Annotated in this window: 20 protein-coding genes; 16 read left to right on the plus strand and 4 right to left on the minus strand. The window is 39.7% G+C overall.

Annotated features, from left to right (window positions below; translation table 11 throughout):
* The first annotated feature begins 1 nt into the window (after position 1).
* Genes G585_RS0102520 through G585_RS0102545 form a run of 6 tightly spaced genes read left to right on the plus strand, consistent with a single transcriptional unit; the run spans position 2 to position 6,949 of the window.
* Entirely contained in the window at positions 2 to 715 is a 714-nt protein-coding gene (locus G585_RS0102520; protein ID WP_022772744.1) for an ABC transporter ATP-binding protein, read from the plus strand.
* A gap of 2 nt (positions 716 to 717) precedes the next feature.
* Positions 718 to 1,356 (plus strand): AAA family ATPase, encoded by a 639-nt coding sequence (locus G585_RS0102525; protein WP_022772745.1) that lies wholly within the window; start codon positions 718 to 720, stop codon positions 1,354 to 1,356.
* Positions 1,353 to 3,647 (plus strand): hypothetical protein, encoded by a 2,295-nt coding sequence (locus G585_RS0102530; RefSeq protein ID WP_022772747.1) that lies wholly within the window; start codon positions 1,353 to 1,355, stop codon positions 3,645 to 3,647. Before G585_RS0102525 ends, G585_RS0102530 begins: the two co-directional genes overlap by 4 nt.
* Complete coding sequence (locus tag G585_RS16850) at positions 3,634 to 4,671, plus strand: 5'-3' exonuclease (RefSeq protein ID WP_022772748.1); 1,038 nt, start codon at positions 3,634 to 3,636, stop codon at positions 4,669 to 4,671. The genes G585_RS0102530 and G585_RS16850 overlap by 14 nt, the downstream gene beginning before the upstream one ends.
* Complete coding sequence (locus G585_RS0102540) at positions 4,671 to 5,402, plus strand: lysophospholipid acyltransferase family protein (protein ID WP_022772750.1); 732 nt, start codon at positions 4,671 to 4,673, stop codon at positions 5,400 to 5,402. The genes G585_RS16850 and G585_RS0102540 overlap by 1 nt, the downstream gene beginning before the upstream one ends.
* 5 nt (positions 5,403 to 5,407) lie before the next feature.
* Positions 5,408 to 6,949 (plus strand): hypothetical protein, encoded by a 1,542-nt coding sequence (locus G585_RS0102545; RefSeq protein ID WP_022772751.1) that lies wholly within the window; start codon positions 5,408 to 5,410, stop codon positions 6,947 to 6,949.
* Here the strand turns inward: G585_RS0102545 and G585_RS0102550 are convergent, their stop codons facing one another.
* Positions 6,950 to 8,191 (minus strand): sensor histidine kinase, encoded by a 1,242-nt coding sequence (locus tag G585_RS0102550; RefSeq protein ID WP_022772752.1) that lies wholly within the window; start codon positions 8,189 to 8,191, stop codon positions 6,950 to 6,952.
* Between the two features lie 94 nt (positions 8,192 to 8,285).
* Here G585_RS0102550 and G585_RS0102555 point away from each other — a divergent pair, with 94 nt between their 5' ends.
* The 4 genes from G585_RS0102555 to G585_RS0102570 all read left to right on the plus strand — a co-directional run bounded on the left by G585_RS0102555 (position 8,286) and on the right by G585_RS0102570 (position 12,439).
* Positions 8,286 to 8,471 (plus strand): hypothetical protein, encoded by a 186-nt coding sequence (locus tag G585_RS0102555; protein ID WP_022772754.1) that lies wholly within the window; start codon positions 8,286 to 8,288, stop codon positions 8,469 to 8,471.
* 52 nt (positions 8,472 to 8,523) lie between these two features.
* The gene (locus G585_RS16855) at positions 8,524 to 8,721 is read left to right on the plus strand and encodes a DUF6465 family protein (RefSeq protein WP_022772755.1); all 198 of its coding nucleotides are present in this window, start codon (positions 8,524 to 8,526) and stop codon (positions 8,719 to 8,721) included.
* A gap of 93 nt (positions 8,722 to 8,814) precedes the next feature.
* Entirely contained in the window at positions 8,815 to 10,272 is a 1,458-nt protein-coding gene (locus tag G585_RS0102565; protein ID WP_022772756.1) for a glucosyltransferase domain-containing protein, read from the plus strand.
* Positions 10,273 to 10,300: 28 nt separating this feature from the next.
* The gene (locus G585_RS0102570; RefSeq protein ID WP_196802877.1) at positions 10,301 to 12,439 is read left to right on the plus strand and encodes a hypothetical protein; all 2,139 of its coding nucleotides are present in this window, start codon (positions 10,301 to 10,303) and stop codon (positions 12,437 to 12,439) included.
* 112 nt (positions 12,440 to 12,551) lie between these two features.
* Here G585_RS0102570 and pseC read toward each other — a convergent pair whose 3' ends face one another.
* On the minus strand, positions 12,552 to 13,745 hold the full coding sequence (gene pseC / locus G585_RS0102575; protein ID WP_022772759.1) for a UDP-4-amino-4,6-dideoxy-N-acetyl-beta-L-altrosamine transaminase: 1,194 nt from the start codon (positions 13,743 to 13,745) through the stop codon (positions 12,552 to 12,554).
* A gap of 31 nt (positions 13,746 to 13,776) precedes the next feature.
* Entirely contained in the window at positions 13,777 to 15,357 is a 1,581-nt protein-coding gene (locus tag G585_RS0102580; RefSeq protein WP_022772760.1) for a hypothetical protein, read from the minus strand.
* Positions 15,358 to 15,484: 127 nt separating this feature from the next.
* Between G585_RS0102580 and G585_RS16860 the strand changes: the two genes are divergently transcribed.
* From G585_RS16860 to G585_RS0102610, 6 genes are read left to right on the plus strand one after another with little or no spacing between them, the layout of a single operon-like run.
* Positions 15,485 to 16,435 carry a glycosyltransferase gene (locus G585_RS16860; RefSeq protein WP_022772762.1) on the plus strand — a complete coding sequence of 317 codons (951 nt, stop codon included), beginning with the start codon at positions 15,485 to 15,487 and terminating at the stop codon, positions 16,433 to 16,435.
* Positions 16,436 to 16,459: 24 nt separating this feature from the next.
* Positions 16,460 to 17,479, plus strand: a complete 1,020-nt coding sequence (locus G585_RS16865) for a hypothetical protein (RefSeq protein ID WP_022772763.1) — start codon at positions 16,460 to 16,462, stop codon at positions 17,477 to 17,479.
* Positions 17,480 to 17,539: 60 nt separating this feature from the next.
* Positions 17,540 to 18,121 (plus strand): acyltransferase, encoded by a 582-nt coding sequence (locus tag G585_RS0102595; RefSeq protein WP_022772765.1) that lies wholly within the window; start codon positions 17,540 to 17,542, stop codon positions 18,119 to 18,121.
* A 22-nt stretch (positions 18,122 to 18,143) separates the two neighbouring features.
* The gene (locus tag G585_RS0102600; protein WP_022772766.1) at positions 18,144 to 19,559 is read left to right on the plus strand and encodes an MBOAT family O-acyltransferase; all 1,416 of its coding nucleotides are present in this window, start codon (positions 18,144 to 18,146) and stop codon (positions 19,557 to 19,559) included.
* Between the two features lie 10 nt (positions 19,560 to 19,569).
* Positions 19,570 to 20,778: an alginate O-acetyltransferase AlgX-related protein gene (locus G585_RS18675; RefSeq protein ID WP_022772767.1), complete on the plus strand. Its 1,209-nt coding sequence runs from the start codon at positions 19,570 to 19,572 to the stop codon at positions 20,776 to 20,778.
* Between the two features lie 25 nt (positions 20,779 to 20,803).
* On the plus strand, positions 20,804 to 21,865 hold the full coding sequence (locus G585_RS0102610) for an SGNH/GDSL hydrolase family protein (RefSeq protein WP_022772769.1): 1,062 nt from the start codon (positions 20,804 to 20,806) through the stop codon (positions 21,863 to 21,865).
* Here the strand turns inward: G585_RS0102610 and G585_RS0102615 are convergent.
* Positions 21,845 to 23,014, minus strand: coding sequence for a hypothetical protein (locus tag G585_RS0102615; RefSeq protein WP_022772770.1), 1,170 nt, complete (start codon positions 23,012 to 23,014; stop codon positions 21,845 to 21,847). The genes G585_RS0102610 and G585_RS0102615 overlap by 21 nt on opposite strands.
* Between the last annotated feature and the right edge of the window lie 3 nt (positions 23,015 to 23,017).

Genomic DNA, 23,017 nt, shown 5'->3' on the forward strand with positions numbered 1-23,017 from the left:
TATGGCAAATTTACTTGAAGTCAATAATTTAAGCGTATATTACGGTGTGATCCAGGCTCTAAAGGGGATTTCTTTCCATGTAGATAAGGGCGAGATTGTTGCTCTTATTGGTGCGAACGGAGCAGGTAAGACAACAACACTTCACACCTTATCAGGCCTTATAAAGGCCGATAGCGGCAGTATCTTATATCAGGGAAAAGAGCTGACAAAGATCCCAAATCATAAGATCGTCAGCCTTGGAATGGCGCAGGTTCCTGAGGGAAGAAGAGTTTTTGCAGAGATGACTGTTCTGCAGAACCTCAAGATGGGTGCTTATACCAGAAATGATAAGGCAGAATTTGAGAGCACTCTTGAGATGATATACAAGCGCTTCCCTAGACTTGAAGAGAGAAAGAGCCAGTTTGCAGGAACTCTTTCAGGCGGTGAGCAGCAGATGCTTGCCATGGGTCGAGCACTTATGTCACACCCTGACATTATCCTTATGGATGAGCCATCCATGGGACTTTCACCTATATTTGTAAACGAGATTTTTAGCATCATTGAAGATGTTAATAAAGATGGAGTGACAGTGCTCCTGGTTGAGCAGAACGCCAAAAAGGCACTTTCCATCGCCAACAGAGCCTATGTCCTCGAGACCGGAAGCATCGTAAAAGAGGGGGATGCTCACGAACTTCTTAATGATGAATCTATAAAGTCTGCTTATCTAGGAGAATAAACATGAAAAAAAACATCGTCATTACAATAGCCCGTCAGTACGGCAGTGGCGGACGTACAGTTGGAGAAATGCTGGCAAATGAACTTGGCATCCACTACTATGACAAAGAACTTAGCAAGATTGCTTCAGAAGAAAGTGGCATAAGTGAAGGCCTCTTTCTGGAAGTTGATGAAAAACGCAGAAAAAGAGGTTTCCTTCGCACTCCGGTAAATGTGTACAAGGGAGATGTTATAGGCCCTGACAGCAAGGAATATACATCAGAAGACAATCTTTTTAATCTTCAGGCTGCTACAATAAAGAAACTGGCAGAAAATACAAGCTGTGTTATAATTGGACGTGCGGCTAATTTCGTTTTAAAAGATTACGAAAATGTGCTAAGTGTTTTTGTCCATGCACCACATGATTTCCTGATGGAGCAGGCAGGCAAGGTTCAGCCACTTACAGGAAAAGAGCTGGAGAAATACATAGCAACAGAGGATAAATACCGCGCCGAGTACTACCATCATCACACAGGACAGAACTGGACAGACGCCATGAACTATGACCTGTGTCTTGACAGTAGTAAACTTGGATTTGAAGGAACTGTTAGAGCCATAAAGGCCCAACTGAAAGTACGTTTTGGCGAGGATATTTTTGAATGAAAAAGTTTTTTGAAAACAAAAGAAATTTGATTATTGGAGTACTAGCTCTCGAGCTAGTACTTCTTGTGGTTAATGCCCTTAGATTTTACAGGCATGAAGAGATCTCTTTTACCAGCGATGATATGATACTTTCATATTATGATGAGGCAACGGCCAGCACAGTGACAGAGCCGGGCTTTTACGCTGATCACTCCAACAAACCTGAGAGTGTGATCTATACACCGGAGTTTTTCCTGCGCAAAGGAATCTACGCCGTAACAATGGATTTTGAAGCAAATGGCGGAACATGGCATCAGTCATACGGCACACTTATCGCTACAAAAGATACAACTCCTGATGGACAGGCCAATCTTGTCAGCAGCGACCGCGCTGAGCTTCCTGCAGGATCACACCAGATCACATACCGCTCATGGGTTCATTATGGCACTGATTTTGCAGTGAGAATGGGTCCTGCAACTGATGAACAGGGCGATGGCTACTATTGCCTGGTCAATGGTGTATCAGTCGTCTACATGGCAGGTCAGACAATCCTTCATGAGACAACCAAGCTCCTGTTTGCCCTCCTTTTGATCGATATAGTGCTTTTCCTTTATTTATTTAAGAAAAAAGAGACCATCGATTACCTCAGCCGCAAAGCCTATGTTGTTGCGGGCATGGTTTTCATTGTATTTTTATCAAGCTTACTTCTCTTTTACAGAAAAATATACTTTGGTGATGACATTTTCTATCACTTAAGAAGAATTGCCTTTCTTGCTGAGGGTCTTCAGACAGGCCAGTTCCCGGTCAAGATCCAGAGTGGCTGGGATAATGACTATGGATACGCCGTTGGCGTAGGATATGGTGATGTGTTCCTTTACCCTTCAGCAATCCTGGTAATTTTAGGATTCAGCATCCAGTTTGCCTACAAGTTTTATTATGTTCTCCACAACGTGCTTACAGCCTGGATTTCCTATCACATGGGCAAAAGAGTTTCAGGTAATGACTACATAGCTCTGTTGTGCGCAGGTTTCTATACACTTGTTGGATTCAGACTTCAGGCTCTTTACACAGGAGCAACACTTGGAGAGCTTGGTGCTTACACCTTCCTTCCTATGGTCGTACTTGGACTTTACGATATTTACACAAGGGAAAAGAAATATGGCTATGTCACACTTGCATTTGGTATCGCGCTGGTAGTTGCAAACCACGTTATCACGCCATATATTCTCGCTTTTACAATTCCTCTTTTCTGCCTTCTCATGATTGAAAAGACACTGCAAAAGCCTGTACTCATTGACCTGTTTAAGGCTATGGGACTTACATTTTTATCCAGCGCGTTTTTCGTTGTGCCGCTCCTTGATTTCTTTGATGACATGAGAGGCAATGACTACACTGATATTCTCTGGGAACGTGGTCAGGAGATGGTTACTATCTTCACTGAAGTTTATGACAAAGGCAGAGAGTCAGGCGGCTGGGCAGGCATGGGATATGGAACCATTGTTATAATGGCCATTGGCCTTGCTGCAGTTCTCACAGGAAAGTTTGCAAAAAAAACAAGCGTTTATGCCAGAATATGGCTCTTTAACTGCTTCCTTTTCTATATGTGCTTAAACAACAAGCTGCTGTTCATATTTAAGGACAGACTTTACAGCATTTACGAACACTACGCAGAGATTCAGTATCCATGGCATGTGCTTGATATTGTTTGCGCAGTGACTGTATTTATTTTGGCAGTTTCACTTAAAGTGATAGTAAAGGAAAATACAGGCAAACAGATAGCTATTGTTGTGGGAGCTATCATCATGATGACCTGCATTTATCACGCGGGAGAACTCTACAAAGAAACTGCTGTAGAGGCAAACCCTATCACTATGTTTGACAACACTCCGCTGAGAGTCAACTTTGATGCAGAATTTATCGTTACAGGAAGAGATGAGAGTCTTATTTCTACAGAGCCTGATATGGTGATCCGTGAGGAAACAGAGGCAACAGCTTCTGTGGTGGAGAGAAAAGGACTTCAGATCACAGCAGAGGTTAACAATCCTACAAGTGAGACAGTTACTGTAGAAGCACCTCTTTGGGGCTACAGATATTACACAGCCAAAGGCAATGGCCAGAAGTTAAAGACCTACAGGGCAGAGAGCTACAAGCTTGCTATTGATATTCCTGCAGGATTTAGCGGACAGATAAAGATAAAGTTCACAGAACCATGGCATTGGAGACTTGCTGAACTTGCTTCTCTTTTAGCATTTATCTTCTGGGGTTGGAAACTTTATTCATACAAAAAGGAATCTATAAATGTCACAGAATAAATTTATTTTAATAGACGGAAGCTCAATGCTTGTTACCAATTACTACGGCAATCTTCCCAAAGCACTTTTGTTTGAAAAAGATCCTGAGAAAAAAGAAAAGCTCTTTTCCCAGATCATGCATAATGAGGCAGGCCAGTACACAAACGCCATGTATGGTATGATGCGAACGATCATGAAGATAATCGAAGAGCAAAAGCCTACGCATATGATGTTTGCCTTTGATATGACAAGGGATACCTTCAGAAGGGAAAAATATGCCGATTATAAGGGAAACCGTGGCGAGACTCCGGAGCCTTTAAAAGAACAGTTTAAGAACATGGAAGAGCTCCTTTCGGAGATTGGCTTCCAGGTCATGTATGACATGAAGTACGAAGCCGACGATATAGTTGGAAGCGTTGTTTCTAAGTTTGAAAAAGAGATTCCTTCTTATATCATCACCAAGGACCACGATTATTTGCAGCTGGTCAGCGACTACACAAGAGTCTGGCTTATTCAGACCAAGCAGGAGACTGCTGATGAACTGCAGGCTAAATACAGCGCAGAATATGGTTGGACTGGAAAGATAGTAAAGATTCCCGATAAGGCCTTTGAAGTTACACCGCCTCTTTGCTTATCTGAGTACGGCGTTAATCCTGCGCAGATACCGGATCTTAAGGGTATCCAGGGAGATAGCAGTGATAATATTCCGGGTGTTAAGGGCGTTAGTAGCGCAGCAATGCCGCTTCTGGCTGAGTATGGCACTGTTGAAGGAATCTATAGCGCTATTGATGCCTGCGAAGGCGATGCCAAGAAGTTAAAAGAGCTGGGTGCTTACTGGAAAGAGAATCTTGGAATATCAAGAAGTCCTATGAAAGCCCTGACTGAGTACAGGGATATGGCATTTTTGTCAAAAGACCTTGCCATGATCAGAAGAGACTATGATTTCAAAAAGGAACTTGATGATTTTAAGGTAAATATCAATGTGGAAAAGGCCAGAGAACAGTTTGAAAAATACGGCTTTAAGTCTCTTATGGAAAAACTTTAATGCGAAATTATTACCACACTATATTAATTAATTTACATAGAATAATTTATTACGTTATAAAATCCCGTCTTTGGCTTCTTAATATCGACAGCCACACAGATGAAGAGAGATACGCTCTTGCCAATGAGATGGTAACCAAGATGAACAGATCTTCAGGTTACAGTACTAAGGCTTTTGGAACAGAGAATCTGCCAAAAGAGGGCGGATATATGTTGTATCCCAATCATCAGGGGAAATATGACGTATTAGGAATATTTACAACTCACAAAAAGCCTTGTTCCTTTGTTATGGATGAAAAGAGATCCCATATCATTCTGGTTTCTGAGTTCTTGAATCTTGTTAAGGGCAAAAGACTTGTCTTAAATGATCCAAGACAGACCATAAGAGTTTTCCAGGAAATGGCAATGGAACTTAAAAACGGAAGGAAATTTATTCTTTTTCCTGAAGGCGGGTACAAGGAGAATAACGGGAACATAGTTGAGAAGTTTAAGGCGGGAAGCTTTAAAGTTGCTCAAATGGCCAAGGCGCCGATAGTGCCTGTTGCCCTTGTTGATTCTTATAAAGTTTACAACTCTGATACGCATTATGGACCTACACAGACCTACGTGTACTATTTAGATCCGATAAATTATGATGAGTACAAGGGCCTTAAGACTGTGGAAATAGCAGAAATGGTAGAAGAGCGTATCAAGGCCAAGATTAGTGAACATTTTGAACCGATTGCGGAGTGAAAAACATGTTTTTAGACAAGATTGCAGAGTCAACCCATAAATTCCTTTTAAGAATAAGTGGATTGGCTTTTTCTTTTATGATGATATTTATTCTTATAAACCTTTTATTTGCAAAAAATATTCCATATTCTGAGTTTCATAGAAGAGGATTTGTTCTTGCAAACAGCATACTTTTAATTCTGGGAATAGCTTTTTTGGTGCTGCTTTTAAAGGTCATGACTCATGTAAATGCACAGAAGATGCATCGTATTCTGACAATTCTTGGCTTTGTTTTGTCAATTTATGTAGCTCTTTGTACCTTGTACAGAACAGGGTGGGATGCAGGAACTATTATATCTGCTGCTCTTTCAGTGTCAGCAGGTGAAGATACAAATCTTACCTATTTCTCAGCCAATCCCAATAACAGGCTCTTTACGGCTATCATAATTGGAATATTCAATATGTGCAGGAATATTGGGATTAATGACACCACAGTGCTTTATGAGGTTGTAGCACTTGTTCAGGCCTTTCTTTTCTTTGCTGCAGGTCTTTTGACCAGGGATATAATCGCTGTTATCACAGGGGATGAAAAGACCTCTCTTTTTGGCTACGTTATCTATAATCTATTTATTGGGCTTTCTCCCTGGATCTCCATTGCTTATACAGATGGCGCGGCAATCTTATTCCCGGTGCTTTTGTTATGGATTTTTTTAAGACTTCCTGAGAAAAATGCCATTCAAAAGATTTTAAAGTGGGTTATTTTATCAGGCGCCGCTGTGGTTTCATATGAGGTAAAGGCAACCGCCATAGTTATGTTTTTTGCACTTTTGGTGGCATCGTTTATATTTGCTTTCAAAGGCAAAAAGCCAAAGGAAATAATCGGAAATTTATTTGTTGTCATATTTGCAGCTGCACTTACCCTGATCGTCTTTAAGAGCGGAAGCGCTATGGTTATGGGAACATATTTTTTTGAAAAGGCCACCGGAACAGAAGTTAACAGCGAAGCAGAGATTACAGCTTTTCATTACCTCATGATGGGACTTAATGATGAGCATGATGGAACCTTTAACTTTGAAGACAGTGAGTTTTCGGATTATATCTCAGATTATGACGAGAGAATCTCAAGGGAAAAACATGAGATAAAAGACAGGGCAAAAAATCTTGGGATCATCGGAGTTATTAAACTCTATGACAGAAAAATGCTTCTTACCTATAATGATGGATCCTTTGGTTATGGCCTTGGTGGAGAATTCGGCTCTAAGGATTTCATAGAAGAGATGCTTATTGAGGATGCAGCCTGGAATATTCCCGTAAGATTTTTTGAAATGCCAGGTTATGCGGGATTTAAGTACTACATCACATTTCTTCAGATGATCTGGCTGGGACTTATAGCTTTCTCTTTTTGTATGAAAAAAGACAATGTAAATGAACTGTCACTGGCTGTATGTCTCATGGGTATAACGGCATTTATCATGCTGTTTGAGGCCCAACAGAGGTACCTGTTCATATTTGCACCCATATGGCTTATCGCAGGAGTGATCGGTATGAGAAACTTCTCAAAAAAGTGATCACATAACTGTCATAAGTGCCTTTACGATAAAGGTATCATTATTCTGAATAAAGCTTGCAATACCACAGTATTTTTCTGCGATTGATTTTATCTGAACTGTGCCCATGCCGCTCTGAATTGCCCTTGAGCTTACAGGCATACCATTTTCGTCAAATTTGGTGTCGATACAGCATGGGTTTTTGCTCTGAATCTTGAGCTTTCTACCGTCATACTCAATTTCAATCTGTATGGAACGGCCCTTGGGAGAGGGAATTCTTTCCTGGGCTTCGAAGGCGTTTTCAAGTATGTTGGCTACAAGGCTTGTGAGGTCTGTAGATTCCATTGGAATCTTATCCGGAACAATGGCCTTGGCTCTGAGTTTAAAGCCAAGCTTCTGACAACGTGCAGAGTAGATCGATAAAAGCTCATTAACTATCTGATTATCACAAAAAGATACTGAGGTGACAGTATCAAGCATGGAGTCAATCTCTTTCAAATAAGATAAAGCTTCATCATATCTCTTTTCACTGATAAGTCCTGCCACTACTCTGTTGTGATGGCGAACATCATGCTTATATTTGCGAATGGTCTGTTCGTTGCCCTCATAGATAGAGATCTGTTCTTTGAGGCGCTTACTCCTGGCATCCTGATAGTATGCGATCTCTCTGTCGGATTCTTTTTTATGCATCTGGAATCTTGTAAGTTCATATTCCATAACAGCAGCGGCGAGCATGACTACAACATATATTATCGGGAACCAGTTGATCATGTTACTTCCATAGGGCTGAAGGTAGTTAAGAAGGGGAGTCTTGAACAAAAGAATACTCAGGAAATATCCGCTTAGAGCACTAATGGTTCCAAAAAACACCCCGGCCAGATAATCGGTCACAAATGGCATGATAAGGATAAAGAGCCAAAAGGCGTCCATTCCGATGGTCCAGTCAGTCTCCATGATAAGGTGAATGAAAAGGATAATTGATAGCATATAAGAACCGGCAATAGTGATGATTATGTGCTTGTTGGTTTTCCAGAGCACAATTGCCAAAGCAAGGAAAAGTATAGCAATGCTGATATTGGTCACGAGACCATGTTTGTATTCATCAAGTGCAGCGGGAATAGTAGCAATAAGACTATATAAGATGAAACCGGTCAACAGTATGATGGTTGTTCTGGTCTTCTCTTTACACTGAATAGGGTCAGATTCAAAAGCTATGATCTGTTTCAAAGAATATTTGGGTCTTATATCCAAAAAATTAACCATGTTTTAGCTCCCCCGGAAATACAGATGCTGTCTTTGTAATGATATTGTATAATATTATCAATGGTTTTATAAAGTCAAAAATAGGGGAATTGGCATGAATAAATTATTTGCAGTTTTTGCGGCGATAGTTTTTATTGCGGGGGTTGTCTTTTTTACAATTGCAGAGCTTAACAAGGACAATGAGGAAGAACCGGAAACCTACAAATGGATGAAGATTTTTTCGATAATAATAATCATTCTTGGTATAGTTCTCGCAATTGCATGCAGAAATAATTGGTAGTATACTGATTTATAACTAAAATCTATTTTCTATTAAGGGGAGGAAAAGAAAAATGGCAGCTAGTAAAGTTACTACAAAGATTGAACTTCAGTTTGGAGACAAGGCAGTTACAGAGGATCAGCTCGTTTCTGCAGCAAAAAAGGCCTATGGCAAAAAAGACATCAAGTCTCTTGACATCTATGTTAAGCCAGAAGAAGGAAGAGCTTACTACGTTGTTAACGGCGAAGTAAACGGTAGCTTTGAGCTTTAATTCTGGGAACTATTCGTAAGGAATCATGAACAGGTGGAAGAGTTAGCTCTCCCGCCTGTTTTTCTGTATTATTATATTTATAAAGGATCATTTATGATAACAAAACTTTTCAAAACCAGAAAAACTATTCTCTATAGCTTTTTTCTCACCCTTTTATTTTTTGGAATCAATTACAGAGTAGAATTTGCCACAGATACCTATTACAATTTCATTCAAAAAGGTGCCTGGGTGGCTTGTCTTGACAATGGACGACCGTTTTTAGCCCTGTGTTTTTATATTTTGGAATCTCTGCCGATTTCAGTTGGGATGATATATCATATAATGCAGCTTTTGGGAATCGTGTTCCTTACTGCTGCGACAGCTCTTTTGGCTGGAACGTATAACAGGTACATGGAGTCAGAGACAATCGCTGTGGTGCTCTCATTCCTCACCATTGCCAATCCTCTTATAATCGAGTATTTCCTTTTTGAAGAAAAAGGAATCTTCATGTTGGCGATTCTTCTGAACGTGATAGCAGCGCTTATCACGGAAAGAACCTGGAGAAAACAAGGGGAGAGTTCTGGAAAAGAACTAGTTTTGTCTGCGCTATTTACTTTTTTGTGCATGCTGGTGGCGGTTCTTAGCTATCAGACCAGTGTTCAGGTATTTGTAGTGTTAAGTCTTCCCTTCATTGTGATCTATTCACGAAACGTTCTTGATTTTGTTAAAAAGAATGTTTACGTCGCTTTATTATACGGCTGTTCCATGGGATGTGCCCTGGCAGTTGCCAAATACATCCTTCACACAGAAAGAGCTGTTGTGAGCATGAACCTGCAGGAGGGATTTGCAAGGACAGCCGATATTATCCGCGATATTACGGCAGATAGTTTCTACCATCTTCATAAGGGCGAGTTTTTCCTGTGGTGCCTTATTCTGGCCGCTATTATGGCAATAAGCCTTATAAAGGCTGAAGAAGGCCGTATAAAGCTCTTTTTATCATATGCATATATATGGGCAGGATGTCTTGTGGCGAGCTTCTTTATATTTGTATTAAACGGCTCTGCACTTCCATCACCCAGAACGGTCTACACCTACGGAATGCTCTTTGGCGTGATACTGTTTTACTCTGCCATTCAGAAGAAAAAAATAATTTTAAACCTGGCACTTGCTGCGGCAGTCATAATTCTTGCCATGGAGTATATTTCTTTTGGCTCAGTATTTATTGACAGATATCAGTGCAATGAGGCTGACAGATATTATGCACAGCTGATCCGTGAGCAGATCCGCGAATATGAGGACGAAACCGGCAACGAGATTGACACCATAAGCTATTACAAAGATGCGACTATTACCTGGTGGGATGAAGGCTACGGGGACACGATGCTCATGTCAAGGGCGCAGTCCTGCGGATGGAGTGCACTTAATTCTCTCAATTTCTATCTGGGAAGAGAGTATATCGAGGGTGAACAGGACCCTGAGATTGCAGAGTATTTCTCTCAGAGAGACTGGGGAATGTATTCTGAGGATCAGCTGATCTTTAAGGACAATGTCCTGCATATATGTGTTTATTAAATTATGACAAAATAATAAGAGTGAGAGTGTGAGAGTGGAGACAGTTATCAAGATTATCAGGAAATTATATGAAGGATTAATATCGTTTCTGACCTTAGGAATCATTACCTTCCTTTTGTTTTTAGGAAGTCGGACAACAGCAGTTTTGACCCAGTCGGAGCATCTGCTGTTTATTGAGGAGTCACCGCTTTCTTTCCTGTTTTGGATCATGGCAGCAGTTGTGGTGGCATTTCTTTTTACCAGGTTTGAATGGGGAAAAGAGCTGATCAGCAAGATAAATACAGATGAAAAGCTATATAGAAGGGTAAGAACATACCTGGCATTTGGACTGTTTTCAGTGTGTCTTTTCTGGGTGCTTAGTACACAGATGATGGCAAGAGGCGATCAGCTTGAGATCCAGGAGGCAGCTTTCAGAGTGCATTTGGGAGATTTCGGCGAGCTTCTTCCTGACGGTTATATAGGTGCACACTACAATCAGATTGGGCTTATGCTCATCAGTTACCTGTTTTCTTTTATATTCGGAAGTCAGAACTATCTTGTTTTTCAGATATTCAACTGCGTCGCTGTGGCAGTGATATATGTCCGTCTTGCAGATCTTGGAGCTGTGATAAAACTCAGTAATTTTAACAGGCTCCTGGTGCAGGTAAGCGGCTTTTTCTTCTTGCCGATCATCTTTTTCAGTTCTTTTGTCTATGGAAATATCATAGGGCTCGCACTTGCCTTATGTGCCCTTAATTATGAGTACAGATTTTTTGAGGAAAAGAAAAAGAGATATGCCTTTGCTTCTGCTCTGCTCATAGCGCTGGCTACTATGGTAAAGCCAAACTTTGCAATCTATATGATAGGAATTCTGGGATTTGCAGTCTTGTCAGTCATAATCAAAAAGGATGTAAAGAGCCTTTATTACGTGGCTCTTGTGCTTATATTTTTTGCACTGCAGACCTATGGAACGAAATTTGTTTTTGAAAAGATGTCAGGACTAAAGCTTCAGGATGGCATAAGCCCATACGCCTTTGTAGCTATGGGACTTCAGGAAGGGGGCTTAGGACCGGGATGGTATGATGGATATAATGACTTGTCTTATGAAATAGTCAAATACGATACCAAGGCTCAGCGCCAGGAAGCTATTTGGAATATAAAGGACAGACTTAAATTTTTCCTTGAAAATAAAGAAGAAGCCTTTAGCTTTTTTACCAGAAAGACTGCGGCCCAGTGGGTGGAACCAACCTATGAATCAATCTTTATCCTGAATGAGGACAGCGATTATACCGTAAAAATCAGTGCCTGGGTATGGTGGATCATAAGCGTTTCCGGCAGCAGTGTTATAAGCAGGCTTGGTAAGATCTTTCAGATATTGGTACTGTTTGGAGCCCTATTGTTTATGCTCTTGTTCCGCAGAGATGGGGAATATTACAAGGCTTTGACGCCTTTGATGATACTCTTTGGAGGATTTGCCTTCCATTTTGTATGGGAAGCAAACGGGCAATATACCATTATATTCTTTGTACTGCTTATTCCATTTGCAGTTAGCGGATATGCGCAGTTATCAGAGCTTATTGCAGGGATGGGCAAGGCAGGGGAATTTAAGGTTGCGCTTAATAGACTGTCTCTTATAATAGCAGCAATATTTTTCATCGGTTTTACTGTTTTTTACCATGGAAGAAGCCAGTACCTGGCAGCAGACACAGAGAGCTATAAAGCCTATGTGCAGGCTTCGAAAGAGGAAGTAGTGATTCCTGACAGCACCTATAACCTTAAGTCAGAATCAGATCTTTACGTGACGGCAGTCCCTGATCCGGACAAGGAATACAGCTTTGATGATGACGATAAGAAGATGTACCTTAATCTTTCATCGGAAGCCACAGCCATCCGCCTAATAAACTATCACGGAAGAGTAAGGCTCTACATAGCAGATAAAAACCTCTACCTTGACCACGGCTCAGAACCCCTCATAGCCACGACCTATCGCGATACAGACGACCAGCTCTGGATAATAAAGCCCTCAGATACAGACAGCCAATATTACATCATCCCCTGCTCTGAGCGCATTAACACTTTTGACAATCGCATGAGCATCACCTCTGACTATCATCTTGGCTACGACGCCTCCGGCAACCTCGTCATCACAGATGATAGCACTAGCGGCCTCTGGACATTCGAGCAGTAAAAGATGAGTTTGAAGACACAGGGAAGACACAGGGACGGTTCTAATGACTTGCTTTTAATAAGTCATTAGAACCGTCCCTGTGTCTTCTACCTGTGTCTTCTACAATTTTATATCATTTTCTGTAGGCCGCTACGACCTTTTCTACAGCTGCGATTACGTCTGAGACGTCGGCGTCGGTCATCATTGGGTAGAGAGGAATGCTCATGATGCCCTTGTAGATGGACTCGGCAACTGGGCAGAGGCCCTTGTTATAGCCTCGCTTTTTGTAGAATGGGAAGTAGTATACAGGTACATAGTGGACCTGTGGCTGAACGTTTTCAGCGCTAAGTGCATCAAAGAATTCTCTTCTGGTGCAGGTAAGCATGTCGAGCTTTAACTGAATGATGTAAAGATGCCTTGTAGTGTCTGATTCAGGAATCTCTTTCTGCACAAAGATCTCAGGAATCTTGCTGAAGGCTTCGTCGTACTTTTTAACTATTTCTTTTCTACGGGCAGAGAATTCAGGGAGCCTGTTAAGCTGACTTATTAAAAGTGCTGCCTGGAAATCAGTCATACGATAGTTAAAGCCAAGTTCCTGCATCTCATATACCCATGGTCCTTCAGGCTCTTCGTCGAACTCATCAGGGTTTCTTACAATTCCGTGCTGTGATGCAAGGTGAAGCTTTCTGTAAAGCTTAGGATCGTTGGTTGTGATGGCTCCGCCTTCACCTGCCGTAACAGTCTTTACAGGGTGGAAGCTAAAACATGTCATATCTGCAAGAGAGCCTTCAGGCTGACCCTTGTATTTGGTTCCGATAGCGTGAGCTGCATCAACGATGAATAAGATACCGTGTTTGTTGCATATTTCTCTTATTTTTTCATGCTCAACAGCCTGACCTGTAAAATCAACTGCAACTACAGCCTTGGTCTTGTCAGTAATATGAGCTTCAATGCTCTCGGGGGAGATATTGTATGTCTCAGGGTCAACATCAGCAAATACAGGTGTTGCACCCACATATACAGCGCAGTTGGCAGATGCTGCAAAGGTAAGAGGAGTAGTTATAACCTCATCTCCAGGACCTATTCCTGCAGCTATACATGCGCAGTGAAGTGCAGCAGTTCCGTTGCAGACAGCTACTGCATATTTGGCTTTGGTTACTTCACATAGCTTTTTCTCAAGGGCTTCTACCTGAGGTCCACAGGTGATGAGATCACCTACAAGAGCCTTGGATACAGCATCAACGTCCTCCTGATTGATCCACTGGCGACCGTAATATATCTTTTCACTTCTCACGGGTGTTCCACCGTTTATAGCAAGTTTTTCCATAATCTATCATGCTCCTTAATATATTCTGAAATTAGTTATAATCATATGCGCCTATACCATAAATTGTAGGCTCGATTTTGAATTTGGCAAGGTCTTCTTCACTAAATGTATCATAAACAGCTTTGCTGAAGTATAGATCAAGTGATCCGCATCTTACATATTCAAAGCCGGAGTGGTCGATATTGTCCATATCTGCTCTGAAATGGATGTCATCTCTGTTGTATTCAATGATCATGTCAGCTTTTGTGATGTCATAGTCAGGGTTTCCAACAACTTCACCTGCCTCCCAGTTCCAGTACATGCAGTCCGGTGTGTTGTGAGATGAAAGCCAGTAATCAGTGGTAAGTCCGGCTTCATAGTTTGTTGCAGAGAGTGTTGAAACTACATCTGCACCATCTTTCTTGAGCTCAAGGAGTTCATCAAGCATGGCCTGAACACTGTCACCTCTGAATCTGAAATAGTCTGCATCTAATGCAACTGTTCTGATAGAAAAAGCTACCATGGCACAAAGAGTGATGGTATAAACAACGCGTCTTCCCTTAGTCTTCAAAACGCCATATCCGTAAGGAATAACAACAAACAAGAATGACCAGGCAAAAGATAAGGGCAAAAGATATCTTCCATAGAAGCCTTCTTTCTGGTAAAGAAAAAGCTGAGGGAGAATAATCGCAATGAGCATTATGGCCTCCATCCACAATTTCTTCATGGCATTGTAATATGTCGCCAGAATAAACAACAAAAGTACTCCAAAGTACCAGAAAAACATCAGGTCGCCATGAATAGAATCAATGAAGTTATGTATGGTATCACTAAGTGGGTATCCAAGTTCAACTGAGCCATAGCTGTTTACACCAAGAACAAATACTATGTAAGATATCAGAACTAAGAACACACTGCCAATAGCGATTTCGTAAGCAAGTCTCTTTTTGACAATTTCCCACAGGATTGAAAGTGAGAATTTTCCGTCATAATTACCTTCTTTATATGCATAGAACATTGTAAAAAGAATTACGAAAGGTATCAGGCAAAGGAATGATTCGTGGAAATTTGCCATGCAAAGGAATGCAACAAAACTTGAAATGGCAAATGCCCTTGAGTTTGTTTTGAAATATCTGAGCATCAGATAAAAACCCATAGAAAAGAAAACTGTTCCCTGAAGCTGTGGAGTTCCAAGTTTCCACCATACGGAGCTCTGATGACCACAAAAGGCAGACAGTGAAAAGAGTGCTGAGTAAAAGTAGTTAAGATCAAGCTCTCTTCCGATGTAATATAAAAAGATAAGAGAAAGGATTGCTTCTACCGCTTTTAATATATAATAAGGAACTATGTTAAAACCAAAGAGGTAAGCCTGAGGGACTCTTAATGGGTAAAAAAGAAATCTGGCTCTTCGCTGCTCAAAATGATCTCTTAAAAGTTCGCTTTTTATAATATCTAATACGGACTCACCTTCATTCATACGAGTGATGTACCAAAAAAACTGATGGTCATCCACAAGATGCCATCCGGTGAACATTGTCCCAAAACCTATTACTATTGTCAGTACCAAAGCGCTGGCAATACCTGCAACTAATGCTAATTCCCAAAAGGAATTGATATTGAACTTCTTTCTCATGAAAAATCTCCCCAAAAACTAAATTCAAACATCCTTATAGTATAACGTTTCGCCCCGATTTTTCAAACCAAATTTCATATTTAATTGCTTTATGCTAAAATATCAATAAAAACAGGATTTTTAATGAATGGATAAAAGAAATTGTGCACCTGTGGTGGCTTTTGCCTACAACAGGGCTGATAAGATAATAAGGTGCCTTAAGTCCCTTGAAAAAAATAAAGAGGCCGTGGATACTGACCTTATAATATATTGCGATGGTGCAAAAAGCGAAAATGGCAGAGCTAAAGTTGAGGATACCAGAAAGGCCCTTCATCAGTACAAAGAAGAAGCGGTATTTGCAAACATAAAACTGGTGGAGGCTCCACAGAATAAAGGCCTTGCAAAGTCCATCATAGAGGGCGTGACAGAAGTTCTGGAAGAGTACGGCAGGGCAATCATCGTTGAGGATGACCTCATTGTGTCTGAAGATTTTCTTGATTACATGAACGGAGCACTTAACTACTACGAGAGTAATGAGAACATAGGAGCCATAAGCGCATACACTTATCCTCTTGAGGTACTGAAAGATTACAAAAAAGACATTTATGCTATGCATAAGGGCGATTGCTGGGGATGGGCTACCTGGAAAGACAGGTGGGATAAGGCATCCTGGGCTGATGTTGACTTCAACGCATATTTCCGGGATAAAAAGCTTAGAAAGAACTTTGAAAATACAGAAAATGGCTGGGATCTTTTGATGCTCCTTCAGAGTCAGGGCAAGATCAGTTCCTGGGCAGTCAGATGGGTGCTTAGTTTATACAAGAGAGGTCTTTTGACTATATATCCAAGGGACAGCTTTGTGACCAATGCAGGCTTTGATGGGAGCGGAACTCACTCTAGTAAAAGTGAGGAAAGCCAGTACTTTACTGAACTTAAAAAGAGGACAAGTCCGATTGTTTTTGAAAATCCAAAGCCTGATCCTGCACTGGAAAAAGAAGCCGCAAGATTCCCAAGGAAAGGAACAAAAGCAGCCTTCAAGTATTACCTTAAAAGAGTATATGTAAGACTTTTCGATATCTTACGAATCTTTTCAAAATAATGAAACTGGAGAATATCTTTATTTATGCAGATGGTTTTTACGACATTATTTGACAGTTATTACCTGGATAAGGGGCTGGTTCTGTACAGGTCTCTCGAAAGAGTAACTGACAATTTTACGTTATATATTTACACATTTGATCAGAAGGCTTTTGATGTCTTAAGCTCTTTGAATTTAAAACATGCAGTCATACTGTCAAACACGGATCTTGAAAAAGAATATCCAATCCTTCTGAAGCTAAAGAAAGAACGCTCAAAGGCAGAGTACTGCTGGACATGTACTCCTGCCAGCATCGAGTATATTCTCAATCACTTTGATGTGGACAATTGCACCTACATAGACTCAGATCTTTATTTCTTTTCTGATCCGCAGATCCTTCTTGATGAGATAAAGGATGCTGATGCCAATATAGTCATTACGCCCCACCGATTCTCGAATAGCCTGAAAGACAGGCGTTACAAAAAAAGAAGCGGCGACTACTGCGTAGAGTTTAACTATTTTGACAATTCCGAAAATGCCAAAGAAGCTCTAGCCTGGTGGAAGGAGCGCTGCTTTGAATGGTGTTTCCATATCTATGAAAAAGACAGAATGGGAGATCAGAAGTACCTGATGAAATTCCCACAGCTCTTTAAGGGAGTCCATGAACTTGAGCATTTAGGTGGAGGAACAGCTCCCTGGAACCTGGCACAGTATGAGTATACAGGAAAGATGACTAATCAAAAGGCGCCGGTCATGAAGGAAAAATCCACAGGAAAGGAGTTTCCTGTTGTGTTTTATCACTTCCAGTCCATGCGCTATGTGAATAAGGATTTCATAATCGTAAGGTCAGAGACAAATTCCAAAAAGACCAAAGACATCCTTTACAGACCTTACCTTATAGAGATTGAGTCGATTCGAAAAGAGCTTGAGAGAGACTTTGGGATTACCTTTTATGTGGCCCAGTCCTATGCCAGCAATCCGATAATAAAATTTGTTCAGAAGTATATTCTCAGATTCAAGATGAAGAGCTTCTCTGATTTGTATGATCTTAGGAAACTCAGATGATTTTGAGTTGAAGTATGAAAAAACGCGGCGAAAGCCCCGGAAAAATGGGAGAGCAGATAAATGACTTCAAACTGGATGAAGATAGTACTTAAGGCTCAGAAAATAAAATACGGCAAAAATCTTCTTTTAAAGGGAGCTCCTGTTATATTCAATAAAAAGGGAGCTTCAATGGAATTTGGAGATAATGTAACCATAAAAAGCAGCTTTTTGTCGAATCTTGTGGGGCTTTATAGCAGAACCATAATAGTAACAAGGGCTGAGAATGCATTTATCTCTATTGGAAACGGAGTTGGAATTTCCGGAGCGACCATCTATGCAAGAAAAGGCATTACAATCGGTGACAATACCTGCATTGGCGGCAACTGTAAGATTTTAGACAATGATTTTCATCCTATAGAGGCAGAAAGTAGAAACAAGCTCCTTTCTGACCCTCATGGCGGGGATTCAGACCTTGTTCCTGCAAAAGAGATCCATATAGGCAAAGACTGCTTTATCGGCTGCAATACTATTATCTTAAAGGGCACAGTCCTCGGAGATGGATGTGTTGTAGGAGCAGGAGCTGTTGTCAGCGGTAAATTCGAAGCTGGCTCTGTTATTGCAGGAAATCCTGCGAGAGTGATAAGAAAAATTACTCATGAATAATTTTTTTGGAGGAATTGTTTAGATGCTATTTTCTAGCACCACGTTTATTTATATTTTTTTGCCGACAGTTATTATTATTTATTATGGGTTTCTTCGAAAAAATCGCCAATTTCAAAATGTATTCTTGTTCGTGGCAAGCTTAATGTTTTATGCATGGGGCGAACCTAAATTTGTTTTTGTTATGATGGCGTCAATAGTAATTAACTGGTTATTTGGACTTATTATACAGAAAGAACGAGGGAAAAGGCTTTCGAAAATCGCTTTGGTATTAGATATTTTTGTTAATCTTTTTCTTTTATTTGTCTTTAAATATTTAAGTTTTTCATTATCTATACTACAGAATCTGAGTAAGACAGATCTGCATATTATTTCGATTGAGTTGCCTATTGGTATTAGTTTTTTTACTTTTCAGGCAATGTCATATGTTATAGATGTGTATCGTCAAAATGGGAAAGCCCAGACTAATTTATTAAATGTTGGGCTCTATATATCTTTTTTTCCGCAACTGATAGCGGGGCCAATAGTCAGATATGAAACTGTGGCAAATGAAATTCAGAGTCGAGTTGAAACGAGTGATGACTTCTTTGACGGATTTGCGAGATTTGTTATTGGGCTTTCTAAAAAGGTATTATTAGCTAATAATTTTGCCGTTTTGGCTGATCAGGCGTTTGATAGTGTGAAGAATACTGGAAGTGTTTCCGCTTTGTTTGGATGGCTTGGGGCGATAGCTTACACTTTACAAATATACTATGACTTTAGCGGATATAGCGATATGGCTATTGGCTTAGGAAAAATGTTTGGATTTCATTATAAAGAGAACTTTAATTATCCTTATATTTCAACATCTGTAACAGAATTTTGGCGTAGATGGCATATGTCGCTAGGTACTTGGTTCAGGGATTATTTGTATATACCGTTAGGTGGAAATAGATGTAGTAAGAGGAGAAATGTATTTAATCTTTTTATAGTCTGGACGTTGACAGGTCTTTGGCATGGTGCTAATTTTACATTTTTAGTTTGGGGGCTGATGTATTTTGTTTTGCTGATTGTTGAAAAAAATACGGGAATCCTGAATGTAAAAGGTAGACTTGTGTATATCTTGAAATGGATTTATACAAGTTTCTTTGTAATTATCGGATGGATTATTTTTAGATCAGATTCATTGTCTGAGACATTTATTTATTTAAAGAACATATTTTTATTAAATGGCAATTCATTGTCGGATGGTATATTTCATGGGTGGTTTACGCAAAGTATTGCGCTGTTATGCATAGGAGTAATATTTTGTACGCCTATAGCCAGGTTGATGGTATTAAAAGTAAAAGAGAATAAGACTGCGAAGATGTTTGAAGTGATAGTTCTATGTTGCTTATTTGTGCTTTCTTTAGCCTCTTTAATCGGAAGTTCATATAATCCATTTATTTATTTTAATTTCTAGGAGCGTTATTTTGAATAAATTTAACACAAATTGTATTTTATTTGCTTTTGCGACCGGCCTTATTTTATATGGTTTATTTGGAAACAGTTGTATTCGTGTAGCAGCTGGTACAGCTCATATGGTTTTAGCAATAGTTCATTTTGATACTGAAGGAATTGAATCAGCAAAGGCTAGTATAGATAAAGCAACTAGTGAATTATTAAACTATCATGACATAATGATGGATATTGATTCTATACGCAATAACATTTGGGGGACAAGAGTAATATATAAAGATGATACAACGGTTATAAAATCAGATTCTGATTCTCTAATAGAAGTTAGATCCCTAAAAAGTGAAAAAGAGCTAAATGAGACTGTGACGCGAATAAAGGAATTAGAAGATGTTGCAGAGGATAATGGAGCAAAATTCCTTTATTGCGCTATTCCGACAAAAAATATGTTTACAGTTGCGCCAAGCAATGTTCCTGATTACTCAAAAGAGAATTACCAAAATTTTTTGATGAGACTTAATGATGAAAATATTCCGACGTTGGACTTATCTATTGTAATGGATGATAGTGATGCTGTTGATACGGATTATTATTATCGTACAGACCATCATTGGAAAGCGGAATGTGGGTTTAAGGCAGCTGGGGCTTTGTGTGAAGAATTATCTAATAGATACAGTTTTTCATATAATGAAGCATATACGGATATCAGCAACTATGAGATAACAACTTTTAAGAATTGGTTTTTAGGATCATATGGAAAAAAGGTGGGATTGTATTTTACTTGGTATGGTGCAGATGATTTTGATTTAATTACACCTAAGTTTTCTACAAGTTTTGTTGTAGAAGAGCCTTTTGATGGGGAAAAACGTGAAGGTACATTTGAAGATACTATACTTTTTAAAAAATATGTAGATGAAAAGGATTATTACGAAAATAATCCTTATGGCGTGTATAGTGGTGGAGATTATCGGTTACAAATAATTGAGAATAACCTGAATTTAGGAGGGAAGAAAGTATTAGTTTTAAGAGATTCATTCAGTTGTCCTCTTACTCCCTTTTTATCATTACAAACAAGAGAATTACACATATGCGATATGAGAGATTTTATTCCGGATGAAAAAATGAATATGGCGGATTATATTCAGCAACAAAAGCCTGACTATGTTATTGTGATTTTCTCAGGAGTACATGGGATAGAAAAGGGTGGAAGATTCGATTTCTTCTAATGATGTGCGTGAGTCAGAGGTAATTATGGAAAAGAAAAGAATGTTTAAAAAACTTCGGATATATGCATTGATAGCTGTTATTTCAGTCATACTTATTTATTTAGGCAAATTGATATTCACCATCCCGAGTGGAAAAGAAGATATTGGGTATATATCTTTTTATGAGAAACTGGCAGCTGCTGAGCCGGTAAATGTTTTGATAGTTGGCGACTCCATAGCAGCAGGCACAGGGGCAAGTAGTGGCAACAGCTGGGCTGCCAGACTGCCTGAAGCTATAAAAGAAAAATATGGTTCAACATGCAATGTTACCAATATTTCAATGGGCGGTAATACCAGCTATGCCGGTGTTTACAGGGTTAAAGAACTGGATAATAAAATGGATTATGATCTGGCAATTATCTGCTATGGTGAAAATGACGCTGATGATGAGAACTTTTCTACAGAATATGAATCAATTATTAGGGCAATCATGGCCAGATCTGGCAATTGCAGTATTTTGAGTATCCTTGAGAGTTCACAGCGTGAATATACCAATAAGATGAATCAGATAATTGAAATAGCTGATTATTACAATATTCCTGTAGTCGATACTATAAGTGCATTCAATTCAGGTGAATATAAGTATGAAGAATTAGTAGGTGCTCCGGATGATATAGTTCATCCAAATGATCTCGGACATTCAGTGTATCTGGAAACATTGGCGGGCGTGATAGATGAAGAAGTTACGCGTGTGAAAGAAACTCAAAGCAGCGATCTTTTAGAATATAATGAAACTGTAGTTTATGGCGTGGAGGACTTTGGACGAATAGGTTTAAGCAAATATAAACTTAATCTTGATAAGCCTGTAAAGGCAGCAGTTGGTATATATAGGAGTTATGTTCCGGGAGAAAATGGACTAAAGATCTACTCAAATGGAAAGCTTATTTATGACAGCTCTTTTGAATGGAATTATGGATTTGGACAGGAACATATAGATAAAATAATCAGTGAACCCTGCGAGTTTGAGGATTCACTGACTGTAGAGTTCTCTTCGTATGAAGCTGCGAAGTATTTTAAGGGTATCATGTTAAGTGATATCTCTGATTGATGACATACTATTCTGCTTAAAATAATTCCATACATAGACTGCAAATACCAGTAAAAACGGATTTCTTCCAATGTATCTGGAAATAAATGTAGCTTCTACAAAGGTGTAGATACCAAGTGACAATATGATGACCATAGTCCACAGATCTTTTTGTTTCAGGCACAGATAGCAGAACAAGAGGATAAGTGCGACTACTATTATGCCCGGGATTATTCCGTACCAATAGAATATCCTTACCCACCCCATGTCAAAAAACTCTTCTGAGTTGTGGTCTGAAAATAGCTTCCATGAGGTAATGACGCCATCGTGATTATCGCCTGCAAAGTATAGATTACTAATCCTATAATTGGTGAGTTTTTCAAAAGCCCAATATATTTCTCCAAAGCGTGGAGATAGGGTTTCTGCGTAGGCTCTGATAACAAGCCAGGCGGATAGGACTGAAGCGGCTACACAGGAGATAGGGGAAATAATGGTTATGACGATATAAGGCCATTTTTTATTCTCTAATACCGGCAACAGCTTGATAATGCCGGCAATTACAAATGTAAAGAAAATAATTATCATTCCTGTCCTGGACACAGTGATCACAGAAACAATTCCCATCATTACAAAAGCTAAAACAAACTGATAGATCTTGGAGCTTTTTCCATAGAGCCATATCCACAGCAAAAGCAAAAGATACGAACTGCTAAAAAGTGTGTTGGGGTGGCCGAAACCAAATACAAAGCGCGTCTCTTCGCCGACTGACCTTCCAAAATCCGTAGTCAGTGAAATGTCTCCTGCAATTCCCAAAACAGACAATAGAGCAATTATTCCAAATCCTGTAAGGCACAGGCAAAAAGCGTATTTCATTGCCTTTTTCAGATCAGTGTTTTTTGCCGCCAACATAAAAGTGGCAATTCTAAGCAGATCATTTTTACCTGACAATTTATAACAAACAATTGTGAATAACCATACGGCTGCGATTGTCAGCCATTCTTTTTTGCTGTGCTCAGTAATAACAACTGCTGATAATGCTATTAAAAATGTGATGCGGAAGAGGTGACTTTCAATTCCAATGGTCACTTCACTTTTTTCGACGATCATGAGTATAAGCTCAAACGTGAGAGCTATATAAAAAAGAATATTACCAATCCTGGCTCTGTTCATTTT

The organism is Butyrivibrio sp. AE2015, from assembly GCF_000420825.1.
Lineage (GTDB): Bacteria > Bacillota > Clostridia > Lachnospirales > Lachnospiraceae > Butyrivibrio.